Source organism: Desulfomonilaceae bacterium (genome assembly GCA_041662605.1).
In the GTDB taxonomy this organism is placed as follows: domain Bacteria; phylum Desulfobacterota; class Desulfomonilia; order Desulfomonilales; family Desulfomonilaceae; genus CAJBEZ01.
Map to the genome: position 1 here is coordinate 123,267 of JBAZSD010000010.1, position 23,062 is coordinate 146,328.

The 23,062-nt window shown below is 47.6% G+C and carries 20 protein-coding genes; 10 read left to right on the plus strand and 10 right to left on the minus strand.

What is annotated here, in order from left to right; all coding sequences use genetic code 11:
• Window positions 1–204: 204 nt before the first annotated feature.
• The 6 genes from WC647_10290 to WC647_10315 all read left to right on the plus strand — a co-directional run bounded on the left by WC647_10290 (window position 205) and on the right by WC647_10315 (window position 7,268).
• Window positions 205–1,002: a DUF2225 domain-containing protein gene (locus tag WC647_10290; GenBank protein ID MFA6222686.1), complete on the plus strand. Its 798-nt coding sequence runs from the start codon at window positions 205–207 to the stop codon at window positions 1,000–1,002.
• A gap of 176 nt (window positions 1,003–1,178) precedes the next feature.
• Window positions 1,179–2,912: a carboxyl transferase domain-containing protein gene (locus tag WC647_10295; protein ID MFA6222687.1), complete on the plus strand. Its 1,734-nt coding sequence runs from the start codon at window positions 1,179–1,181 to the stop codon at window positions 2,910–2,912.
• A gap of 80 nt (window positions 2,913–2,992) precedes the next feature.
• Entirely contained in the window at window positions 2,993–3,496 is a 504-nt protein-coding gene (locus WC647_10300) for a rubrerythrin family protein (protein ID MFA6222688.1), read from the plus strand.
• Between the two features lie 136 nt (window positions 3,497–3,632).
• Window positions 3,633–4,811, plus strand: a complete 1,179-nt coding sequence (locus tag WC647_10305; protein ID MFA6222689.1) for a citrate/2-methylcitrate synthase — start codon at window positions 3,633–3,635, stop codon at window positions 4,809–4,811.
• A 28-nt stretch (window positions 4,812–4,839) separates the two neighbouring features.
• Entirely contained in the window at window positions 4,840–6,558 is a 1,719-nt protein-coding gene (gene sdhA, locus WC647_10310) for a succinate dehydrogenase flavoprotein subunit (GenBank protein ID MFA6222690.1), read from the plus strand.
• Window positions 6,558–7,268, plus strand: coding sequence for a succinate dehydrogenase iron-sulfur subunit (locus WC647_10315; GenBank protein MFA6222691.1), 711 nt, complete (start codon window positions 6,558–6,560; stop codon window positions 7,266–7,268). The genes sdhA and WC647_10315 overlap by 1 nt, the downstream gene beginning before the upstream one ends.
• A 21-nt stretch (window positions 7,269–7,289) precedes the next feature.
• Here WC647_10315 and ubiE read toward each other — a convergent pair whose 3' ends face one another.
• From ubiE to WC647_10365, 10 genes are all read right to left on the minus strand, one after another.
• Entirely contained in the window at window positions 7,290–7,994 is a 705-nt protein-coding gene (ubiE, locus tag WC647_10320) for a bifunctional demethylmenaquinone methyltransferase/2-methoxy-6-polyprenyl-1,4-benzoquinol methylase UbiE (protein ID MFA6222692.1), read from the minus strand.
• A 168-nt stretch (window positions 7,995–8,162) separates the two neighbouring features.
• Window positions 8,163–10,808 (minus strand): glutamate synthase, encoded by a 2,646-nt coding sequence (locus tag WC647_10325; GenBank protein ID MFA6222693.1) that lies wholly within the window; start codon window positions 10,806–10,808, stop codon window positions 8,163–8,165.
• A gap of 9 nt (window positions 10,809–10,817) precedes the next feature.
• On the minus strand, window positions 10,818–12,353 hold the full coding sequence (locus WC647_10330) for a glutamate synthase-related protein (protein ID MFA6222694.1): 1,536 nt from the start codon (window positions 12,351–12,353) through the stop codon (window positions 10,818–10,820).
• A gap of 14 nt (window positions 12,354–12,367) precedes the next feature.
• On the minus strand, window positions 12,368–13,756 hold the full coding sequence (locus tag WC647_10335; GenBank protein ID MFA6222695.1) for a glutamate synthase-related protein: 1,389 nt from the start codon (window positions 13,754–13,756) through the stop codon (window positions 12,368–12,370).
• 85 nt (window positions 13,757–13,841) lie between these two features.
• Window positions 13,842–14,765, minus strand: a complete 924-nt coding sequence (locus WC647_10340; GenBank protein ID MFA6222696.1) for a methylenetetrahydrofolate reductase — start codon at window positions 14,763–14,765, stop codon at window positions 13,842–13,844.
• Complete coding sequence (locus WC647_10345; protein ID MFA6222697.1) at window positions 14,762–15,430, minus strand: methylenetetrahydrofolate reductase C-terminal domain-containing protein; 669 nt, start codon at window positions 15,428–15,430, stop codon at window positions 14,762–14,764. The genes WC647_10340 and WC647_10345 overlap by 4 nt, the downstream gene beginning before the upstream one ends.
• Window positions 15,431–15,544: 114 nt before the next feature.
• Window positions 15,545–15,964 carry a hydrogenase iron-sulfur subunit gene (locus WC647_10350; protein ID MFA6222698.1) on the minus strand — a complete coding sequence of 140 codons (420 nt, stop codon included), beginning with the start codon at window positions 15,962–15,964 and terminating at the stop codon, window positions 15,545–15,547.
• 204 nt (window positions 15,965–16,168) lie between these two features.
• Window positions 16,169–17,347 (minus strand): glycosyltransferase family 4 protein, encoded by a 1,179-nt coding sequence (locus WC647_10355; GenBank protein ID MFA6222699.1) that lies wholly within the window; start codon window positions 17,345–17,347, stop codon window positions 16,169–16,171.
• Window positions 17,348–17,407: 60 nt separating this feature from the next.
• Window positions 17,408–18,220, minus strand: a complete 813-nt coding sequence (locus WC647_10360; protein ID MFA6222700.1) for a glycosyltransferase family 2 protein — start codon at window positions 18,218–18,220, stop codon at window positions 17,408–17,410.
• 87 nt (window positions 18,221–18,307) lie between these two features.
• Window positions 18,308–18,802 carry a hypothetical protein gene (locus tag WC647_10365; GenBank protein MFA6222701.1) on the minus strand — a complete coding sequence of 165 codons (495 nt, stop codon included), beginning with the start codon at window positions 18,800–18,802 and terminating at the stop codon, window positions 18,308–18,310.
• A 331-nt stretch (window positions 18,803–19,133) separates the two neighbouring features.
• Here WC647_10365 and WC647_10370 point away from each other — a divergent pair, with 331 nt between their 5' ends.
• The 4 genes from WC647_10370 to WC647_10385 form a co-directional block, all read left to right on the plus strand.
• Complete coding sequence (locus WC647_10370; protein ID MFA6222702.1) at window positions 19,134–20,399, plus strand: CBS domain-containing protein; 1,266 nt, start codon at window positions 19,134–19,136, stop codon at window positions 20,397–20,399.
• Window positions 20,400–20,419: 20 nt separating this feature from the next.
• On the plus strand, window positions 20,420–21,709 hold the full coding sequence (locus WC647_10375; GenBank protein MFA6222703.1) for an Nramp family divalent metal transporter: 1,290 nt from the start codon (window positions 20,420–20,422) through the stop codon (window positions 21,707–21,709).
• A gap of 616 nt (window positions 21,710–22,325) precedes the next feature.
• A complete protein-coding gene (locus WC647_10380) occupies window positions 22,326–22,613 on the plus strand; it encodes a hypothetical protein (GenBank protein ID MFA6222704.1) in 288 nt (95 codons plus the stop codon).
• Between the two features lie 73 nt (window positions 22,614–22,686).
• The coding region (locus WC647_10385) for a hypothetical protein (GenBank protein ID MFA6222705.1) at window positions 22,687–23,062 on the plus strand (376 nt) is incomplete at its 3' end.

Consider the following 23,062-nt stretch of genomic DNA (forward strand, 5'->3'; position numbering starts at 1 on the left):
TTCAGTCTCATAGTCAATGGTCCTGTGTTTAAAATGACTGCCTTTCATGAGATCCAAAACCCCGGATAATGAGATAGTTAAGCCTATAAGTAAGAACTGGAATAAAGAAAACCATGGTCAAAAACGTTCATTTATGCTATTATTACTACATCAGTTCCATTTTGTTCGTTTGTCGAAAGTTAAATATCATTGAAGGAGGATCGCGTGAACAGTTCAGTGAAAGTTCTTGCTTGCCCGGTATGCCACCACCATTTCTCCCATTTTTGGAACGGTGAGGGGAAGGCGTCGTCGGCGTTTGGGTTCGGGCTGGATTTCAGACTTTTGCCCCGCGATTCCAATCGAATATCTGATACAGCTACATGTCCAAACTGTTTTTTTACCTATAGGACTCAAGATTTTCAGACGCGAGTTCCAGAGAATCTGAAACTCGTTGTCAGATCATCAGCATATCAGAGTATTTTTGTCGTTGAGTCAAGCGAAGAAAGACGAGCGGGATCACAACTTGCGTTATTGACCGTTCTCGAGGCTAAAGGTTTGAATCCTCGAGACCTTGGCATATTGGGGCTGAAGGGTTCCTGGGCCGCTCGCGAGTTAGGCGCTCTGCGCACTGAAGCGCAGCTACTGGAAAAAGCGGACTTCTTTCTTGACGACGCCCTGCGTCGGGGACTAACAAAGGGCGATCCAGCGATGGTAATGTATCTTTTGGGCGAAATTAACAGACGCAAAGAGTCATTTCTCAGAGCCAGAGAAATGCTCACCTTCCTTGGAAACAATCCCAGATACAGGTACCCGGCGCTCTTACTAACGGTCTTGATAGAAGAAGAAGATTCCACCCCTTACTGGTCCCGCCATTCACCTGAACGGATGGAACAGAACTCGCCAAAATTCAAAGGGCTTTTCCCGCCACTCAGAAGTATTCCACCCAAGAAATCGGAATTCTCCCCGGATGAATTGAGAGAGGGTGTCGAGCAATCAGATGGAGATGATCTTCGTAAGTTTTGACCAATTAAAGGTTTAGGTTCCTTTTGAGGGCGCCTGCGCCCTCAAATCACCCCCCCAAAAACCTGAATAGTTAATTTTTCCAATCTATGGCAGTTGAAAAGCCTTTATTAAGCTGATATTGTAATTATTCCACTAGGAAAAGCGCATCAGAAAATGTCTGTGACGGAGGAACATGGATGAGACCGTACTTCGAAAAGATGGCGGAAATTGGAAAGCCACTTCCGGAATCCAAGATACGTGAAGGCGCCGAAAATCTGGCGAAAATTCGTGAGGTCGAGCAGGAACTGGAAAAAGAAGTCTCCAAGAAGCGATTAGCCGGGCTACCTGAAAAGAAGATTAACGATCGAGGCCAGCTTACAGTTTTTCAGAGGTTGGAGCGTCTCGTAGATCCAGGCTCGTGGCGACCTCTTCATACCATTTTTAACCCGGCAGACAATGAAGAAAGCAGCACCGGGGTTGTTGATGGGCTGGGCAAGATCAAGGGGAAAGGGGCGGTAAAAGTCGGATTCGACAACAAGGTTATGGCAGGAGCATGGGTTCAAGGACAGGCGGCTAATATCCTAAGGGTCACTGATCTGGCCAAGAGATTGAGACTGCCTTTGGTATGGCTCGTTAACTGCTCCGGAGTAAAGCTCACCGAACAGCAGGAAGTTTACCCTGATCGCAGAGGCGGTGGAGCGACATTCTTTCGTCACGCCGAACTGGAGAAACTGGGTATTCCCGTTCTCGCAGGAATTTATGGCACCAATCCCGCAGGTGGCGGCTATCATGGCATCAGTCCCACAATATTGCTGGCCCACAAGGACTGTAATATCGCTGTCGGCGGCGGAGGGATAGTAAGCGGTATGAGCCCTAAAGGCTTTTTTGATCTTGATGGGGCGGAATCACTAATCAACGCCACGCGTCATTTCAAGGAAGTCCCTCCTGGTAGCGTAGGAATCCACTATGATGAAACCGGTTTCTTTAAGCGAGTTTTTGAAACCGAGGAAGCGTTGCTGGACGGCCTGCGCGAATACATGAGTTTCATGCCGGCCTATGATCCAAGATTCTTCAGGGTTGCGGCGCCTGCGGAACCAAAATTTGGCGGCGAGGATCTCAACTACATCGTCCCGATGAATCAGAAGGCTATATATAATTTTGCGGATATTTTGGCGAGGCTGACTGATAACAGCGAACACATGGAATTCAGACCCGCTTACGGTCCTGAGGTCTACACGGGACTGGCCAAGATTGACGGTTTTGTTGTCGGCATTATTGGGAACAAGCAGGGTTTTCTGGGACAGGGCTATCCTGAGTATGCGCCGTATCCTGGTATCGGGGGTAAGCTCTATCGTCAGGGTCTCATAAAGATGAATGAATTTGTCACACTGTGCGGTAGAGATAGAGTTCCTATTGTGTGGTTTCAGGACACTTCCGGGATCGACGTGGGAGATATTGCCGAAAAGGCTGAATTGCTTGGACTTGGACAATCCCTGATCTATTCAATTGAGCAAACTAATGTGCCGATGATGCTCTTCGTTTTACGGAAAGGAACGGCGGCGGCTCATTATATCATGGGAGGGCCTACTGCTAACAACCACTGCGCTTTCACGCTGGGCACACCCGCCAGTGAAATATACGTCATGCATGGGGAAACAGCCTCAGCGGCCTCGTTCGCAAGGCGTTTGGTCAAGGAAAAGGACGCCGGCAGACCATTGGATCCGATTATTGATAAAATGAACGCGTTGGCGAAGCAGTATTACGATCAATCCCGACCAGTATACTGCGCAAAACGGGGATTCGTCGATGAAGTGGTGTCGTTTACCAAAATGAGGGATTATATGGTAGCCTTCGCCGGTTGCGCGTATCAAAATCCTGATTCGATATGTCCTCATCATCAGATGATCATTCCAAGAATAATCAGGGGATAAACCACTTTTCTTTTTCTCGATAATGCTTAATTTTTCACTGAAGTTTTAATTTACGGGCTGAAAATTTAAGGAGAAAAATAATGAGTGAAACTGAGAAAAACTTGCAGGAAGCTTTCGCTGGGGAATCACAAGCCAACAGGAAGTATTTGGCTTTTGCGAAAAAGGCCGAACAGGAAAACATGAAGGGCGTAGCCAAACTATTCAGGGCCGCCGCGGCTGCGGAAACTGTTCATGCTCACAATCACCTGGAGGTTCTCAAAGGAGTTGGCTCTACCCTGGACAATCTCAAAGCCGCTTTTGGCGGCGAGCATCACGAGTTTACTACAATGTATCCTGCGTTTCTCCAAACAGCCAAGGCAGAGAAAAACACCGCCGCTCTGAAAAGTTTCCATTGGGCTAATGAAGTGGAAAAAATCCACGGAGCCCTTTATGAAAAAGCAATTCAGGCGGTCGAATCAGGCGCCGTCTTGGAGGAGAAAAATTACTACATATGCGAAAAATGTGGATATACTATAGCTGATTCAGCGCCGGACAAGTGTCCTGTTTGCGGCGCGAAAAAGAGTGAATTTTTCCTGGCTGACTAGTTTCAAGTCCTTCCCCGCGCCTTGAAGGGAGCTTTTCAGTAGCTCTATTGAGAGGCGTGGGTCTTACAACCGGCTGCCTTTCAAAAAGTTTTCGGTAGCGATTTTAAGAACTTATTTTACAAAACATGGGGGCGGTATGGCACAAACTGTAGAGGTAAAGAATATCGGCCTTAGGGGCGTCACGGTGGCTGACACAAAAATCAGCTTCATTGACGGCAATCAGGGGATACTAATATATCGCGGCTATAGAATCGAAGAGCTTGCCGAAAGATCGACATTTCCGGAAACCGCTTTCCTTCTGTTGAATGGCTATCTCCCCAGTCCTGAAGAATTGATGATGTTCGAACAGATCCTTGCGGATAATTCGGAAGTCCCAGATTACATCTATGATTGCCTCAAGAAGCTTCCGCATGACGCCAATCCTATGGACACGCTTCAGGCGTGTGTCCCCATGCTGGCAACCGCTGATCCGGACATAAAGGATGATAATCGCCAGGCCAACCTCAAAATGGCTATGAGGCTTATCGCCCGATTGCCAGTGGTAGTGGCGGCCTGGCACAGGATTAGTCACGGTCTGAATCCCTTACCCTACGATGCTTCCCTTTCGCATGCCGGAAATTTCCTGTGGCGATTGACTGGCGAAAAACCTGACCCGAAAACAGCGGAAGATCTGGACTGCTGCCTGATTTTGCATGCAGACCACACGTTCAACGCATCCACTTTTGCGTGCAGAGAGGTTTGTTCAACCAGGGCGCACATGTACGCGGCTGTTGCAGCCGGAGTAGGGGCGCTTTCGGGAAGTCTTCATGGCGGAGCCAATACAAAAGTGATGGAGATGCTTCTGGCGATTCAACATGAACCCGATGTGTCAGGTTGGATCAGAAGAAGGATAGAAGGCGGAGAAAAGATAATGGGACTGGGTCACGCTGTTTATAAGACCATGGATCCCAGAGCCAAATATCTCAAGCCAATGGCCACTCGCCTGGCCAAAGCCAAAAATATGGAAAAATGGGATGAGTTGTCCAAGCTTATAGAAAGTGTGTCTATTGAGGAATTCGATAAGCGCGGCAAAAGCGAGATTCGTCCTAACGTAGATTTCTATAGCGCTCCCGTGTACTTCATGATGGGAATCCCCAAAGACCTGTTCACTCCGATTTTTGCCATCTCAAGGATAGCAGGTTGGTGCAGCCACATTATTGAGGAAAAATTCGGAGAAGCCCAGGAAAAACCCATGCTATACAGGCCACAAGCTGAGTACGTCGGCAACTACTGCGGTCTTATGGGTTGTGAATACTCGCCTTTGAAAGAAAGGTGAAGCCAATCAGCGAAGAGGCGATCGCAAAATGGAATTTTTGTTTGATGTGTTGGTAGTAGGATCAGGGTTGGCCGGCCTTAGGGCTGCGCTGGAAATACCCACGAGTTTAAAAGTCGGATTGGTGAGCAAGGTCTTCCCGACCAGATCTCATTCCGGAGCCGCTCAGGGCGGAATTGGAGCCGCTCTGGGTAACGAGGAGCCTGATTCCTGGGAATGGCACATGTATGACACGGTAAAAGGTGGAGACTACCTTACCGATCAGGACGCCGCTGAAACACTGGCAAGAGACGCAGCCAGAGCAGTTTACGAACTTGAACATTTGGGGGTCCCGTTTGATAGAACCACAGCGGGCAAAATTGCTCAAAGAGCTTTTGGAGGACACACAAGGAACTATGGTGAGGGGCCTGTAAAGAGATCGTGCTACGCAGCGGACCGCACCGGCCGAGTAGTTCTGGATACACTTTTCGGAAAAGCTTTGGAAAGAAAAATTCACATCTTTTCTGAAATTTACATGGTAGATCTTCTTGTCGAAGGTGGAAAGGCGGCTGGAATAATTACTTACGAACTTGCCACAGGGGCTGTGCATACAGTTAGGGCAAAGGCGCTCCTGATTGCTACTGGAGGGTTCGGAAGAGTCTACAAGACTAATTCAAACTGTTTTTCCAACACCGGAGACGGGGTTTATCTGAGCCATAGAGCTGGAGTCCCCTTGGAGGACATGGAATTTGTTCAGTTCCACCCAACAGGTATATATCCTTTAGGTGTTCTGATTAGTGAGGCGGCCAGAGGGGAGGGCGGTGTTTTGAAAAACGGTCTGGGGAATAGCTTTATGACTGATTATGCCCCTACGTTAAAAGATTTGGCTCCTCGGGATGTGGTTTCTCGCGCCATAGACACTGAAATTCGGGCGGGTAGAGGCGTCAATGGGAAAGATTACGTGCATCTCGATCTGACAAGTCTCGGGGCCGAGAAAATTCAGGAAAAGCTTTCCGATATTTCATCTTTCGCTAGGATCTACCTCGGTGTGGATACAGCGACCCAGCCCATTCCAGTTACTCCTACCTGTCACTACATGATGGGTGGAATCCCCACGGATCTCAACGGACGAGTTCTGAATAAGGAAGGCCTCCCATTGACAGGACTTTACGCCGCTGGGGAAGCGGCCTGTGTATCGGTTCACGGGGCTAATCGACTTGGCACAAATTCACTTCTTGATCTAGTGGTCTTCGGCAGAAGGGCAGGGCGGGCCATAACAGAGGACATAGAAACTTTGAGCGACCCCTCTCCTGTAAAAGATGCGCAAGTTAGAGTTGAAGCCAGGATAAAAGCAATCAAGGATGGCAACGGTGCTAAGCCTTCGGACCTTCGAACCAGAATGCAATTAATCATGACCGATTGCTGCTCCGTCTTCAGGAACCAGACGGATATGGAGAGAGGGCTGGAGGAAATACGGGGCCTAAAGGATAAGTATCGATCAGTTTCCATAGATAACAAAGGCGCCAATTACAATACAGACCTGCTTGACGCTATCGAACTGGAATCCCTACTTGGGTTAGCCGAGGTTATCCTGGTGTCAGCCCTGAGCCGGACCGAAAGCAGAGGCGCTCACTACCGGGAAGATTATCCGGAACGCGACGATCATAACTGCCTCAAGCACACTCTGGTTACAGCAGGATCCGATGGTCTTGAAATATCATTCAAGCCGGTGAAAATAACGAAGTTTCAGCCAAAGGCAAGGAAATTCTGATGAAAGTAACCCTTCGCATATTCAGGTTTGATCCTTCAGTAGACGAAGCCCCTTACTATCAAAATTATAATGTTGAAGCGGAACCTTATGAGCGTGTGCTCGACTGCCTCAATAAAATCAAATGGGATCAGGATGGGACTCTGGCCTATCGAATGTCTTGCGCTCATGGTGTGTGCGGATCCGACGCCATGAAAATCAATGGGCGATGCGCTCTTGCCTGTCAAAAACTTGTGAGAGAATGCGAGGCGGATTTCATCCTTGTAGAGCCATTGCCGTCATTTACTGTCCTTAAGGATCTCATCGTGGATCTCAACCAGTTCTTCGAAAGAGTAAATTTTATACGTCCTTTTTTAGTTGCCGGCGAAGTTCCGGAAAAGGAGCGTTTGCAAACTCCCGAAGAACGCAAGAAGATGGGGAAGTCTATTAGATGTATTCTTTGCGCATGTTGCACTGCGGCGTGCCCGGTAGCTAACGAAAATGAGAATTTTCTGGGACCAGCGCCACTGGTACAAGCGTTTCGTCGTATATTTGACTCAAGAGACATTCAGAAGACACAACGCCTTGAGCAACTCGATGTCGAAGACGGAGTTTGGGCCTGTCTGAATCATTACGAGTGTACTAGAGTCTGCCCTAAAGAAATCCCAGTGACCAAATACATTAACATTACAAAAGGTGAAATTAAGAAAGTAATCGGGGCGCCACCGGAGTAAACAAGTGGTTTCGATGCATTACTAAGGATAGGAAATTGCTTTTATTCCGTGGTAAACAGTCACGATTCCTCCTGTGATCTGAAAATACCGAACATCCTCCAGGCCTGCGCCTGACATCTCATCCTTTATCCTTTCAGGTCTTGGGAAAGCCGCCATGGAATCGGCAAGGTATTTATAAGCGGAAACTGAAGACATTATTTTCGTAACCAAAGGCATTACGGTTTTAGAGTAAATCCGAAAGAGAGGTTTCATTATCGGGCCATCAGGTTCGGTAAGTTCCATTATTACCAGTTTGGACTCCGGCTTGAGCACTCTGACAATTTCGCCGAAAGCCCGCTTGTGGTCGGTCACGTTTCTAACGCAAAACACGGATATCGCTCCGTCAAATGTATTGTCCGGGAACTCCAGATCCAAACAGTCTCCCTCCCGAAATGAAATTTGCGATTCAAGTCCCAATCTACGTATCTTTTTCCAGCCTATCTCCAACATACCCAGGGACGAGTCAATCCCTATGATCCGAGCTTGACGATTTTGTCTAAGTATCTCAAAACTTATATCCCCTGTTCCACATCCCACATCTAGATAAAGATAATCCTGATGCGGGTTAAGACATCTGACGGCCTGACGTCGCCATCTTTGGTCGAGGCCTATGGATAGGATGAGATTGGCTCCATCATAATAAGGGGCGATATAGTTGAACATGTCCCTGTTCTGATCGGCTGTCATCAGGGAATCAATTTGTTCTGGTTTGGAGTTTTGTCCTGACAAGCGAGTGACCTTGGGATTTTTGGATGATTTACGCTATGGAGTTATTCCTAGGGACACAAGAAGCCACGCCTGGGGCGATTCGGCCGATAACTTTGCCCCAAGCTTGATTTAGGTAGATAGAGTTTGTCATGCGGCGTCAGCGTCCCAGACTGAATCATCAGTGCTTGGAATCTGAGTCAACACTGATAGAGGAACAGCGACCACTTTTCTGTAAACGGTCTTTGGCTCAAGCGCGACTCCGTCGACTGTCAGGAGCTGTTCAACTGATATGCCAAAATGTTTTTCGTTTTCCTTCAGATAGGGCAAAATGAGCTGCCAATCCTCTTGGCTCAAATCAGCCAGGGAACCTCCGTTTAGTTGTTCGGCGACGATTAAGCGATGTGGATCCCTGACATAAATAGCGCCGCCGGACGCTAGGGAAAAGAGGTTGGATCCCGGATAAGGCCTGTCGAGGAAACTGATGACTCCGTCTTCATTCATGGTCAAACCATTCAATATAACAAATCCGCCTCCGTTCAGCGGGTCTCCTGCCATGAAACTCTCGGCCAAAAAATCCAGCGCGGTTCCGTTAATGACAACTCTTGGGTGTCCGGCAGCATTGATCAGGGGACGTCCGGCAGCATTGCCCAAAACATAGACCGATCCACCCTTGGCGCCATACATGAAGCACTGTCCTACATCACCATGAATGACCAAAAGTCCATCTTTCATGATTTGCGCTATCTGGTCCTGGGCGTTACCGTGGATGTAGATTTCCATACCATCTATGCCACTGGCCGTATAATCGCCGGAGGATCCAAAGAGATCCATTCTAACCCCTGAAGTCATGGAGCCAAATCCACAGCCTTCAAAGCGCTGACCTCTAAGATCGAACACTATAAATTTTCTCCACCCTAGCCTATATGCGTCTGCTAACAACACTGCGTCGCATTTGTCGCCTTCAGGGTCAAAATCTTTACCGTCTATAACCAGGATTCTCTCTACAGCGATCGGAGGACGAAGACCTGATCTGTTAGACGCGTCGATAAGGCTGTAATGACCTATCTTGGTGGTCTCGGTAATCTTCGGCAAAGACCTGAAAATCTCGTTGAGCCTGTCAATTAAAACCTGGACTAGAGCGGACCGTTTCTTGATCCCCAAGGGAACTCGTCTGTCCAGCAACAGGGTTAAGGACTCAATTACAGTGGGAACGTTATCTTTGTTCTTGATTGCCTTTTTTGTCAGTTCCGAAAGAACCCAACGTATCGTATTGTAGTCCCAAACTGACGCTTCCTTTTCGAACAGCCTAAAAATTGCGTGGGCTTCTTTTTGAATCAGGGCGTGTTGCAGTTTCTCAGAAATATCTTCAGAGTCCTGCGGCTTAGCGACTAACTGTGTAATATCCATCGACTGCCGCTTCTCAGCGGCTACTTCATGCCCAAATTTGTCATAACAGCGAAGTTCGTGTCCTCCATTACCTGTTTTGCTCACGTTGAACATGAACGCTCCGCCATCACTAGAAGAACCACCTCTCGCGTTCCAATACTTATCGGCAACCGGGCAAAACCGAGGGTCTTCAGAGGAAATAGACCTAAGCGTGGCGTCTATGGCCTGTTTTTCGGAACATATCAACCCAATCTGGGCTTCTCCGTCATATATGGAAAACACCTGTGGCCTTAGCATCGCTGTATCGGTAATGCCTATCAATTGAAAAGTGTTTTGGTCTGGAATATTTCGAGCTATGATAAAGAACCATGGGCCGTCAGGAGAGGCCTGAATATGTGTGGACTGCACAGCTTCATACAGGGCCTGTTTTTCCGGAGGCAGAAGGTCGAAGTCCAATTCTCCTGTAGGAGCCAAGGCTTCAATTATGACTTCCAACGGATAACCGTAAACGCGATTCCATAAGTCGAAAAGCATGACGCTGACTTCAGTGTCGGTCATAAACTGAGGCACGTAGCCTCTCTGCTTTAAATAATCGCAAGTCGCGTGGTAATTTGCGAAGTCTCCGTTGTGCACAAGCGCTTCATTTAGCCCGGTAAACGGATGAGCGCCTCCCGGGTGCCAGACTCTCCCCCTGGTAGGATAACGCTGATGAGCTATCCAGACGTGGGCGGGAAAATCATCCAGTTTATAATAACGCACAACGTTTTCGGCATAGCCTACTATTTTCAGGATCATGACGTTCCGACCATGAGACAGTACGAATGCTTGCTTTTCTCCTAGTGAACTATAAAACTGTTTGTTCAATTGAACGGAGTTTCGGCTAACAAACTCATCTTCAAGCATTCGTTCCGACAAACCCTTAAGACCATTTTTAGCCGCGAATTCTTTTATCACGGTGGGTTTGACTCTCACAAACGCCCGCCAGATATCAGGCGGCTTGACTTCCAGCCCTTCAAGCTCACGGAAGTCGGACAAATGATCCAATACTTCCTCTTTGGCGACGTCAAAGAATGGAGCTATAAATGAATCTTTAAGAGAAGCGAGACACTGGGGTTCGAGAAGGGCGATATGAAGCATGTAATGTGAATCAAGAACTTCGCGACTTACACCTAACTTATTAGGGTCCATACCTACAGCAGCGATTCCCCCTCCCTTGCCGTTTCCTCTGTTGTGCATCCGGGAAGAGGGTTCAAAAATGTGACGTCCGGCCAGAGGAATAGTTGAAGCGAAGCCAGTAACTCCACAACCTCCCTCGTCTTCTCCTTTATTCAACTTTGTAAAGTCCGACATTCCCATTTCACGGATTCGGGAAGCCAGTATTTGATTAGCATATTCTGATGTGCGCATAATTCAACCTCAAACCAAGCTGGATCGGATATCGTCATCGGTACTGGAGGAGCTATAATCCAAGTGAGTTAAAACTTCAGTTTTCCCAACCAGTTCTCTGACACTTCGCAGACCCAGTCTGTAAAGAATTTCTCGGAGTTGATCCCTCCAACAACTCAGCATATTGATGATCCGCTGAGTGCCCCACTCAAGCTCCATCAACCCCACAAGTTCCAGGTCAGTGGTGGCTATTCCTCTAGCGCAACCTCTACCGCTTTCGCAGTTGTGGCACCTTACGCATTCCAAAGCCACAAGTTCGGGAGTCCCTGTTACCACGCCGTCAGCGCCTAGAGCTATTGCCTTGGCTATGTCGAAAGCCGTGCGAATACCCCCGGAAGCTATCAACGTTATCGAATCCCTTACACCTTCATTTACAAGGAAGTTGTGTACTTTTGGAATTGCGTACTCTATCGGCATAGCAATATTCTTTTTTGCCACATCCGGCGCAGCGCCGGTTCCTCCATAAGACCCATCGAGATGGACAATGTGGGCCCCGGCGTAGTATGAACCAACAGCCACCATGTCCACATCAGATGGAGTGGATACCTTGACGGACACCAAACCTTTCGGATTGATAGCCTTAATCCAATCAATGTGTTTCTTGTGATCTTCAACAGAGTATACAGAATGGAAGGGGAAGGGGCTAAAGAGGGAAGAACCAGGGACAGTCTCTCGAATTCGAGCAACCGCCTCAGTCACTTTCGGGCCTAGCAAGTGACCGCCAAGACCCGGCTTTGCTCCTTGGGCGTATTTGAATTCAACGATTTTTACTCGTTGTATGGTCTCTTCTTTGACCCCGAAAAGACCTGTGGCGACCTGAGTTATAATGTGGTCGTCAAAGGGGTAGAGCGCTTCGGGGTATCCTCCTTCGCCTGTACACGTGAAGGAGCCCCAAGCCGCAAAGGCCCTGATTCTACTCAACATCGTTATTTGGCTGACCGAGCCAAACGACATCCCACCACCATAGATCGGGATAGGTATCACTATGTCAAATCGCCCGTCGCTCTTCTTATTCAGCGGGACGGATGTGTCTATTTCGGATCGATCCATATCAGGAATCGGCGGAGTCTCGGGAAATCGAAAACGGATTTTATCGAATCCCCCTTCAGATCCCCCAATACGGTATTCCAGATCATTTGGAGGAAGTTTCCCTGTTTCAGCCATATGCCATGTGCTCATAAGCAGATCAGGGGTCCAACGAAAGTCTCCTAAGGCTTTAGAGCTGGGATTTAGTCCGACCCTTATGGCGTCTGCGGGACAGTTCTTAACACATCGGTTAGCTTTGTTAGCGCAGTCACGTCCAAGACAGAAATGATCGAGAGGCGCTGTCAAACGATTTCCCCTAGTCTGGAATACACCTTGGGGACATACTGCAACGCACTTTAAACAGTCAGTGCAAGCATCCAGAACTCTCACCGTGTATTTGCCCAGCGCCCTTCCAAAACGCGAAGGGGTGTGCTTGACATTGGGTTGCGGCGTCTCGTTCCATATATTCCTATAATGCATTTATCTGAAACCTCTTAAGAATTCCGATCGGAAAATAGTTGGGCAAACGTGTCGTTTTCGAGATCTTCCCGAAACATGACTCGGCCTCTCTCTCCACGGAGACGTCTGGCTTCACGAATTCCCATAGCCCCCATCATTTCCAGCAATTGATTGTGCCAGGCTCCAATGAGATTCACTATCCTCTGGGCTCCCCAGGTTGGGTTAATCTTAGAAATCGAAACCGGACAAGTCAGGCCATCTTTGCAATTTCGGCAAACCCGGCATTCAAGGGCTATAAGAAGGGGGATGTCCACTCCAACGAGATTTGCCCCACAAAGAATAGATTTGACCACATGTTCAGCCATAGCGATCCCACCGGAAGCTATGAATGTGACCTGGTCCCTTAATCCTTCTCTTAAGAGCCCAGCGTTGATCTCCTTGATTACGTCCTTAATGTGCAACCCGTCGGCCACGCCGGGTTCGTATCCTGTTTCATCAGCTACGTAATGGATAACGTCCGCCTGTAGTCTGTTGTATTCCAACATTCGCCGAATACTGTCCGGCGACGATTGCGCTTCCATTCTGACCGACACCAACAGGTCTGGAAAATCCTTTTTCAAGGAACTCAAAAATTCAATCGTTTTATGGCCGTCTGTTAATTCAATCATTCCAAAATTACCCAGATTGGCCTTATTGATATGGTCGGCGCTTATTAGAGGTACAATTTGACTGGTAAAATCTGAATAACTGAGGGCTTCCTCATACGGCATGAACACAATAGTTTCAAGACGGGCAGCGGCGGTAACCACGGCTGACAAAACTCTGGGGGACAAATCGCCGAAAGGAAAAACATCAAAGACGATAGGTAAGGGGAGCCTTATTGAATTGGGAGCATGTGAAAGAAGTTTTCCAGCGTTGTCGAATTCAAGTTTGCCCAGGCGGCGTCCCAAATCAACGACCGTAGAAATATACTCTCTTCCGTGGATTCCATCGCGAGTAGGCCGAACTATTTCGCTCATGTCGGTCCACATTGAATCAAAACCGTTCCCAGAAAACTTACCACCGTACCCGGCTCCGGAAACAGGTATTTTTCCAGTCGCGGCCTGTTCCCAGGTGGCCGTGATAATCTCCGGGCTGTATAGCTGATCACCAAGGGATTCCCATTCGGGGTTGATGGTTTTGTGAATGAGTCGTTTGGGGCAACCCTGGACGCACCGGAAGCAACTCTTGCAAAATTCATCAATTGTGTCACCCGTTATGGAAGTCGAAAAGGAACGATTCTTGTAAACTCCATATACGCATTCCGTTTTTACGCATTTTGCGCATTTTAGGCAGCCTTCTCCCCAGTCTACAATTCCGGATCTTCCAATTACCGGAAACCTGTTGGCGATAGGCTGAACATCTATATGATACTTTTTCGGCATTTCTGAACCCACCCGATTTGTAACGGCCCTAAAAAATTAGAAATTCTTGGAGCCGTTTGGCTGTGGACCTTCTTACGAATTAAGCTTATCCTTCCGGCCTGTTACCAATCCCCGCGGCCCGAAGAATTTCCGGGACCTTATGTTCCCACTCAATGGCCATGAGGTGAACCCCAGCGACGCCGGGAATTTCTTTAACTCTCTGTATTGTTTCCACGGCAATTTTTATGCCTTCTTCCGCCTGTTTTTCTTTGGGTGTGTTGGCCATTCTGCTGATCAACTCTTCAGGGATATCCATACCGGCAACCTTTGTGGCCATATATCGAGCCATGCCAACAGTCTTTAGCGGAGTAACACCCGCAAGAATGTAAGTTTTTTCAGTTAATCCGATGTCTCTGGCTTGAGCCATAAAGGTCTCAAACCTGGGAAGGTTGTAAATGCATTGAGTCTGAATAAATTCAGCTCCGGCATTAACCTTCTTTCCCAACCTGATTACTCTCCAGTCGACAGGGTCCGCAAATGGATTTTCAGCCGCGCCCGCAAAAAATTTTGGAGGACCCTGAATTGCTTCACCACCGATAATGACTCCTGCTTCTCTCATGTCGCGAACTGTTTTCAAGAGTTGGATTGAATCCAGGTCAAAAACTCCTACACATTCTCTTTGGTTACCAAAACTCTGATGGTCTCCGGTCAAACAGAGTACGTTTCGGACCCCAAGGGCATATGCTCCAAATAAATCACTTTGTAGCGCGATTCGGTTACGGTCTCTCGTAACCATCTGAAGTATCGGTTCATGTCCAAGCTGCTTGAGTATTGAACACGCGGCGACTGATGACATGCGCACAATGGCTGTTTGATTGTCTGTGACATTGACGGCGTCTATCCAACCAAGAAGGGACTTCCCCTTTTTTATGAGGATTTCCGTGTCAGCCCCTTTTGGTGGCCCACATTCTGCTGTTACAACGAATTTTCCTGACTCAAGAGCCTTTTCGAGTAGACTTTCTGTTTTCAAGGTTTTTGATCCTCCCTAATCACACGACGTGGTCCGCCGGAATGCGATGTGGACCAATTCACGGGCGGCACATACTCGCCCAGTCTGTCAAGTTCGCCAATAGCCGCAAGACGCTTCATGATCTGATCCCATCCGCATGGTATGTCCGGGTCAATTTCACACCGACCACCTTTCGAACCTCCGCACGGTCCGTTCATAAGTTTCTTGGAGCATCGGGTTACAGGACAGATGGCCCCAAAATACCCCAACTTGCACTGACCGCATGCCAGACAATTTTCTGTCCATACCCCTCTCATCACCGTCTCTCCTATAAAGAGAGTGTCTAGGGCCGGAATTATAGGCTTGTCAGTATAAACACGGGCAAGGGCCTGAACGCCGGCGCCGCATCCCAAGGACAGAATGACCTCATGATCCGGAACCAGCTCTGCTATGACGTCAATAAAATCGTCTACACATTGCCTGTCAATGCATGCTTCAGTGATAATCTTCTGAAGGTTGTCCTTGAGATATGACAGTCTCAAGGCTGAGGCGAGAAGCTGCGTCTCTCTCGCTCCACCGGCGGCGCACTCAGCCACACACGAGTCGCATCCGACAACCAGAATGGAAGAGTAACGGTCAATCATCCTTCTGATTTCATCAACTTCTTTTAATTCTGCGACAATCACGGATTTCCTCCTTAATCGACTCGCTCTAGGCCCTTTGGAAACGGAGCCGACGAAGCGCGACTGATTGACCGTATCAATTTGCTGATACGAGTCGATCTAAAAACTGATTAAATTTTATCCTTGGACTTTTTCTGGAGCGCCCAGCGCTCCAAGGGATTCGAGCTTTATTTCAAACTCTTTCAAGACAGCTTCCAGGGCTTGCTGGCTAACAGGCCAAAGACGAACAAACTCTATCCTCTCAGGGGCAATTCCTAGTTTTTCGAGCCAGTAGCGGGCGTAATCGACTCTCTTCCTGGATCGCATCGAACCTTCAATATATTGACACGACCGCTCGGCGCACGCCAGAACGAGCACACCCTGAGCGCCTGCAGAGAGAGTCTTCAACAAAAAATGAGCTTCAATCTTTCCTGAGCACGGTATAGCCACCAACTTCAGTCCAGGCCATTTCTTGGCAAACTCCTTTTGTCCTCCGTTTGAAAAAAGGCGAAGGTTGTTGCAATGAAAAACAACTATTTTATGTTTCACTCTGTCCATATTCGCTTTATCTAATCCCTATATAATTAATGCGCGATTTTTGATAATGCCACTGTTGTGAAACATATTTCAAGAAAATTTAGTCTAAAACAGCTCAAAACGAGGAGGCAACTTACTGATTATGCGCTACTTTCAGTAAAGCTAACAAGACATCATTTTTGTTAGCGACATTTCGCGCATTATTTTGGCTCTAAGTTCAATTTATTAATCTTGGGAAAGCCCATCAGCGGCATGGTTCAAAATATTGAGCATTCGAGCATGATTCGATTGGATAGTGTATTTAGAGGCCTTTTCACGCGCCATCTGAGAAGCCTCTTTCAAGAAGTCCAAATTCAAGAATCTTTCCATAGCCTCAGTCATCTCTTGAACATTTCTGGGATCATTTAAAACAACGCCGTCGCAGCCGTTATCAATAATACCCGACGCCCCGTTGAAAACAGTAGTTATCGCTGGAAGCCCCCCGGCCATGGCCTCAAACACCACAAGAGAACATGCGTCGTAAAATGTGGGTAACACAAATACATCGCAGGAATTGTAATACGTTTCGGGTTCCCTTGTTGGCCCCTGAAACACAACCGTTGACTGAAGTCCCAGAGCCTTGACCGATCTAAGTAGCGAAGGGGAGGGGTCCGAACCCACAATAACCACGCCAAATTTCCCTTTTCCCACCTTCTCCAAAAGTTTCCCTGACGCCTGGAGTAAATAACTGACGCCTTTTTTTCTAAAATCATATGCCATAAAGAGAAAGAGGACCTCATCTGAGAAACCGATAACTCGCCGCATGTTTTTTCGAGATGAAATGTCAAGCGGTTGCGAAAATCTTTTAAGATTGACGCCATTATAAACAAGCTCAACGTCACTTTTTTCAAGCCCATACCTTTGACAGATGTCATTCCGGACCATATCAGATATGGCGACGATTATCGGTCGTGGTTTTCTTCTAAAAGGAGCGCCTTCGATCCAGGCTCTGGCGAGGCTTTTGGGAGAGACAAAGACCAGAAGCCACTTCATCATATGAATGACAGGATTGGTCACAGCCTCAAGTTTTCTGACGCTGCTAAAAAAATGGACACCGCCGTGACTCTGATAGACATTCATCTCAATAGTATTGCCGAAGCCCAATATAACGTCCACGTCCAAATGCTGAACTATAGAACGGTGCGCCGAGGCAAAATACAAAATCCTCAATGAAGGAGGGATCAGTTTCGGTAACCGTCTAATTTTGTGAAAAATCGCTTTGGTTGGACTTCCGTCCCAGGAATTACCGATCAAATGAACTTCCCAACCCTCACGTTCGAGGGTTTCCGCCAGCTCTACGGCGTAAGACTCCGCGCCCCCTGAAAACCGGCTGAACTTCTCTATGGCCAAGGCAATCCGTTTCATTTGACGCCGACCATACAGTTTAGAGACTTTGACAACATAACGTATTGGAAGCGGGGGCTTTTAAGAGAAATCATGAGGCTTGGTCGGGCTATCGAGGCTGACCTCCCATACCTTAGCGTGTTTCAGAAAAACGTAAAACGCGCTATTAACTGCAATTATAAGTCCTGCAGCGCCATCCAGGAACCCAAGTTTCCAAATAGCGCATTCCAGGAATTTCCCAAAAGCGTGAAAAAAACCAAAAGCTAGATACCAACGAGGAAAAGCTGTTCTTTTTTGAGAGGCGAAGGTTGAAGAAAAAGAATTCACAGTCCGGATTTGATCAAACACATTTCGATACACAAAATGATAGATCGGATTTGCCAATTGGACCACACTGCCATCAACCTCAAGTTTCTCATGCAGACTGTCACCGACCCATCGAGACGTTCCGCTACGGACTAGGCGAACTTTCCGATCGGGAAACCAGCCACCGTGACGAATCCAGCGATTCAAATACCAGCTCACCCTGGGGAATGAAAATCCGTTGATTTGAGGATTGGAAGTTGTAATAGCCTGAAGTATCTCAACCCGTGAGGAATCGGAAATGACTTCATCAGCGTCCAGAGACAAAATCCAGTCACCTTCAGCCAATTCCATGGCAACCTGTTTTTGGCCGGTATAACCCAGCCAATCCTGATGAAAAACTTTAGCTCCAACAGATTGACAGATTTCTAAGGTGCTATCGGCGCTTCCAGAATCTACAACAACAATTTCATCCGCAAACGACACACTGTCCAAGAGTCGCCGAATCCGATCCTCTTCGTCCTTTGCTATAATTACTACGCTCAGGCGAGGCTTCGGAAAGAGAGGCTGAACATTGAGCGGAGCGTCCATTATACTATCGCGTCCCAGTTAACATAATATATCTTATCGGACATTTGACAGACATCATTTGCTGCCGGAACCCAGTCACCTGCAAAATCACGGCGTGCCATCCGGAAACAATTCTAGCGCCTTGTCAAGGTCCGAAACCTTAAAAATAAACAAGGCGGCTTCGCTGTCTGAGAAACCGGACCCATACGTGTAGGATATGTTAATGCCCGAATCACCAAATGCTCGTGAAATCTTGTTGAGGATACCCGGAGTATTATCCAAAACCAGCCCGATCACATCTTCAGCCTTAACTTTGTATCCGGCTTTGTTCAAAGACTCGACGGCCTTTTCAGGATTGTCGGTGATTAGTCGGATCATTGAATACCTTGCGGATTCCTTGAGAATGGCCTCGTAGTAATCGCGTGGCGCCACACGACGGCCAGTCTGGCTTCGCACATCATACAAGGCGAGCAAATACTCATTCGCGTCCTGAATACTCATCGCCTCTATATTGATGTGGTCATTCTTGAGAATGTCAGTGAGATTGGCAAGCTCGCCGGGGGCGTCAGCCAGCATGACCTCCAATTGTTTTTTCACAGGCATGACAAGCTCCACTTTTCCATACAACTTTACTACATTATGCCTCAGTTCCTCTTCTAAAGAAAACCTTTTCATGATAAACTTTTTTATTCTAACAATAGTTTCAGTAATCCACAAACGGTTGACGTTGTTTCCTGGCGCGACCGCTCACACATTGGTTCCCGTTTTGAACTCTCGGGAAGTCTTCAACGGACGCCAACTGTCACCAGTTACGAGTTTCAGGGGCGTCATGGCAGGACTTCGGCCCGTTTGAAAGATAAGTTTACGCCATTTTCAGCGTCTGATCGGACAAAAAATAATTTAGCGGCGACATGACGGTTCCTTCGGAGGATAAGTGGAGCCTATCGGCATTGAAAGTTTCTTTCTCAGCGATTTGCTGATTCGCGGCGTTCACCAAGAGACGGGTGAATCGTTGGGCAAAGTTTCAGATTTGATACTTGACCTTGATAGGTCCACTCCTGAAGTGGTCGGTCTTATATATCGACGGAAGTTCTCTACGCTACGTTTCTTTTTGGCTTGGGATAACGTTGTAGAACTCGGCGATTCGTCGATCATGGTGAAAAAGGACTCTGGGGCGCCAGTTCCGGTTGAACGGAAAGTTATGGGACAGACTGAGGTTTTGCTCCGGGATTTCCTTTTGGACAAACAGATTGTCGATGTACATGGCGCCAAAGTTGAGAGGGTCAATGATCTTTACTTCGTTCGGTCGGACGGCAAGTTGTTGCTTGTGCAGGTCGACGTTGGCCTGAGAGGACTTCTGCGCAGAATAGGTTTCGAGGATTCGGTCGTCCGTTTCAGTAAATGGTTTTTCGACTATGACCTCAAACATCGATTTATAGCGTGGAACTACGTTGAGCCTCTAGCTTATCCTGATCGCCTCAAACTTCAGGTTCCTCAAAGCCGCTTGTCAGAACTGCACCCCGCGGATCTAGCGGACATTCTCGAAGACATGGACGTGCATGAAAGATCAGCCCTAGCTGAGACTTTAGATGAAGAGGTTCTAGCCGAAGCCATCGAAGAAATGGACCCGAAGATTCAGGTTTCCATCATGCGGCAACTTGAACCTGATAGAGCCGCTGATATTATGGAGGAAATGTCTCCTGATGAAGCGGCGGACCTCATAGCTGACCTGCCTCATGAAACGGCCTCAGGAATCTTGAGGGAGATGGATGATGAGTATGAGGAAAAACTTATAGGCCTTCTGGCGCATGAGGAAGATGAAGCCGGCGGACTTATGACGACACAATTCATGACCTTGCCGCCAGACCGGACTATCGTGGAGGCATTGGCTCACATAAGGCGGCATGCTAATGAAATGGATGTTGTTTATTACCTTTACATAGTCGATGACCAGGGCAAGCTTCTTGGGGTCACCAACCTGAAGGAATTGCTTTCAAATGAGATATTTACACCACTTGAACAGATCATGACCACTCGTGTAATTTCGGCGAAGATAGACGACGGTCCAAACGACCTAGCCGGATTGTTCGCAAAATATGGTTTTAGAGGCATCCCTGTCGTAGATGAAGAAAACAGAATGGCCGGCGTGGTAAGATTCAAGGCGTTGCTGGAAATTCTCGCTCCACATCTTGGTAAATGATATCCCTTGGGAATGTAACATTGTCGAATTCCGAAAAAACAGAAAATAAAGAAAGCAAGATTTTTCGTTCCAGGCTGATAAGACTGTGGGCCCTCATCGCTCTAATGGGACCGGGAATCATAACGTCCAATGTCGACAATGACGCAGGAGGAATAACCACATATTCTCTTGCCGGCGCCAATTATGGATTGAGCTTGCTGTGGTCGCTGATCCCCATCACCGCCGTTCTCATAATTGTTCAGGAAATGGGCGCAAGGATGGGAGTAGTTTCAGGTAAAGGACTCTCGGATCTAATCCGGGAACGGTTCGGCGCAAAGATTACCTTTTACCTGATGATATTGCTCGTCCTTACCAACATGGGAAACACTATTGCGGAGTTTGCCGGCATAGCGGCGTCTTTGGAAATATTTGGGATATCAAAATACCTGGCCATTCCGCTTGGGATCATGTTCTTGATGTGGCTAGCGGTTAAAGGGACATACAGATCCGTGGAGAAGGTGTTTCTCACCGCTTGTGTATTCTACGTCTCTTATGTGGCGGTCGGATTCATAATCAAGCCTGACTGGATGGAGGTCGTCGGCGCAATGAGCCATCCTACGATCCAGCTTGACACCAATTTCCTCTTGATGCTAACGGGCCTCGTCGGAACTACTATAGCGCCGTGGATGCAGTTCTATCTGCAGGCTTCGGTCGTTGACAAAGGTCTGCGCGTTCAGGATTTAAGAGCGGTTCGCGTGGATGTCATCGTTGGGTCAATAGCGGTTTCCGTGGTGGCTTTCTTCATAATTCTGGCGTGCGCGGCGACCCTTTACAAGGCGGGAATAAATATAGAGGAAGCTTCCCAGGCGGCTCTTGCCCTTGAGCCTTTGGCCGGGAAATATTGCACTTGGCTCTTCGCGTTCGGACTATTCAACGCGTCCGTATTTGCAGCGGCTATTCTGCCGTTATCGACTTCATATACCATCTGTGAAGCTTTTGGCTGGGAATCCAGTCTTGACAAAAAATTCTCGGAAGCCCCTCAGTTTTATGGGCTTTACTGTTTCATAATCTTCTTCTCAGGTATAGTGATCCTCGCCCCCAACTTACCGCTCGTCCCCATCATGTACGTATCGCAGATCTTGAATGGTATCGTCCTGCCGGTAATACTCGTATTCATTCTGTATTTGATTAACGACAAATCGGTGATGCGAAATTTTTCTAATGGTCGGGTGTTCAATGCTTTCGCATGGGTTTCGGTACTGATATTGATCGTATTGAGTCTGGTCACCATAGGGCTAACCCTGTTTCGAGGCTTGTCCGGATCTGGATGACCTGCAAAATCTACCAACAAAATTAATTTAATTCAAATAATAACAAAGTGATATAATGCTTTATTAAAGTATTTTATTGACTTTTAAACGGATCTATCCTATATTTCAGAACTGTGAGAACATGATTTGGCTTTTGCCGAATTGTTCCCATTTGGACCTCTGCCCGGGTGGACACCCTCCCTCCCCCATAACCCCCCCATCCGGGCTCTGAGGTCTTTTTCTATTCTTGAAGCGTAATTGCGCTCCAAGACAGACCAACCACATACAAATGTGCGGAAATGATTCTTTCATGACATGTTCGCGTGGTTTATACGCACATTAATTCACGGCTTGATCTAACGATATAATTTTGCTGACGCACAACAATGTGCGAATTCGCCACAACCTAGCCCCCGTAAACCGGTCCCTCTTCTTTTTTCTCATACCCATCTCTAGCCTAAAAAGAAATTTAAATTGTTAATAAACCCAGTTCATGCCCCACAGTATGATGAGGCCCATATTGCCCGCCTATATGGCATCAATATTGCTTAGGTAACGACAGCGAATCAATTTCTAGGTTGTAGTAGGTTTTGTCGGTGTTTATTCCGATTTGACGCCGAAGAAAGGTGATGATCTCATGAGCGTGAAAGCTGTTATGGATGCGTTGCTTGAATCAGGCTGGAAAGTTGTCAAACGTGGCTTCGACGAAAGGGATTTCAAGTCGTGGGCTCATAGCGCCAAAGAAGGTCTTGACGCCATATTCGGGCGAGACAACATGTATACCCTCCACTTTCAGAGGCTCATCAATCAGCCGTCAAGACAGAGTTTCTTCGCCGGCGCATTGCTCCTCGGTCAGATTAGACACACAGTGTTATTTTTCACATTCTATGGACAGAAACTGGGAGATTTTCTCATAATATGTTGACCTGAAGGGGAAAAGTATCAGAATAGATGGACTGAAAGAGGGCGGTGGCTTTAATGGAGCTACCGCCCGAACCATGTACGGGCTTTTGGCCCTAAAAGGTGTTCTGATGATAGTCTCCGTTCTTGTTTCCATCAAGGAGATTGTTGCGAAGGGGAGAGATTTTCCTTGGACCAGACCAGCGGTGTGTCCTCGCTGTGACGGTAATAGAGTCTGGGGTCACGGATTCGTTTCCGCATTTTTTGACGGTTTTGTTGATGGGGTTTTATTGCGACGTTATCGGTGTCCGGATTGTCATTGTGTTTTGAGGTTGCGTCCATCGGGGTTTTTCAAACGATTCCAGGCTTCCATTGAGACAATCAGGGACTGTATCTTTTACAGATTGAACAATAGCCGATGGCCTAAAGCTATCTCATACACCCGCCAAGGCCACTGGTTGAGATCACTATACA

What these genes read in the sequence shown, in the direction of transcription:
- WC647_10365 (MFA6222701.1), bottom strand. Translation starts at nt 18,802, where the DNA reads ATGCCTGTGAAAAAACAATTGGAGGTCATGCTGGCTGACGCCCCCGGC.
- sdhA (MFA6222690.1), top strand. Translation starts at nt 4,840, where the DNA reads ATGGAATTTTTGTTTGATGTGTTGGTAGTAGGATCAGGGTTGGCCGGC.
- WC647_10350 (MFA6222698.1), bottom strand. Translation starts at nt 15,964, where the DNA reads ATGGACAGAGTGAAACATAAAATAGTTGTTTTTCATTGCAACAACCTT.
- WC647_10380 (MFA6222704.1), top strand. Translation starts at nt 22,326, where the DNA reads ATGAGCGTGAAAGCTGTTATGGATGCGTTGCTTGAATCAGGCTGGAAA.
- WC647_10335 (MFA6222695.1), bottom strand. Translation starts at nt 13,756, where the DNA reads ATGCCGAAAAAGTATCATATAGATGTTCAGCCTATCGCCAACAGGTTT.
- WC647_10305 (MFA6222689.1), top strand. Translation starts at nt 3,633, where the DNA reads ATGGCACAAACTGTAGAGGTAAAGAATATCGGCCTTAGGGGCGTCACG.
- WC647_10300 (MFA6222688.1), top strand. Translation starts at nt 2,993, where the DNA reads ATGAGTGAAACTGAGAAAAACTTGCAGGAAGCTTTCGCTGGGGAATCA.
- WC647_10315 (MFA6222691.1), top strand. Translation starts at nt 6,558, where the DNA reads ATGAAAGTAACCCTTCGCATATTCAGGTTTGATCCTTCAGTAGACGAA.
- WC647_10325 (MFA6222693.1), bottom strand. Translation starts at nt 10,808, where the DNA reads ATGCGCACATCAGAATATGCTAATCAAATACTGGCTTCCCGAATCCGT.
- WC647_10360 (MFA6222700.1), bottom strand. Translation starts at nt 18,220, where the DNA reads ATGGACGCTCCGCTCAATGTTCAGCCTCTCTTTCCGAAGCCTCGCCTG.
- ubiE (MFA6222692.1), bottom strand. Translation starts at nt 7,994, where the DNA reads ATGACAGCCGATCAGAACAGGGACATGTTCAACTATATCGCCCCTTAT.
- WC647_10355 (MFA6222699.1), bottom strand. Translation starts at nt 17,347, where the DNA reads ATGAAACGGATTGCCTTGGCCATAGAGAAGTTCAGCCGGTTTTCAGGG.
- WC647_10330 (MFA6222694.1), bottom strand. Translation starts at nt 12,353, where the DNA reads ATGCATTATAGGAATATATGGAACGAGACGCCGCAACCCAATGTCAAG.
- WC647_10295 (MFA6222687.1), top strand. Translation starts at nt 1,179, where the DNA reads ATGAGACCGTACTTCGAAAAGATGGCGGAAATTGGAAAGCCACTTCCG.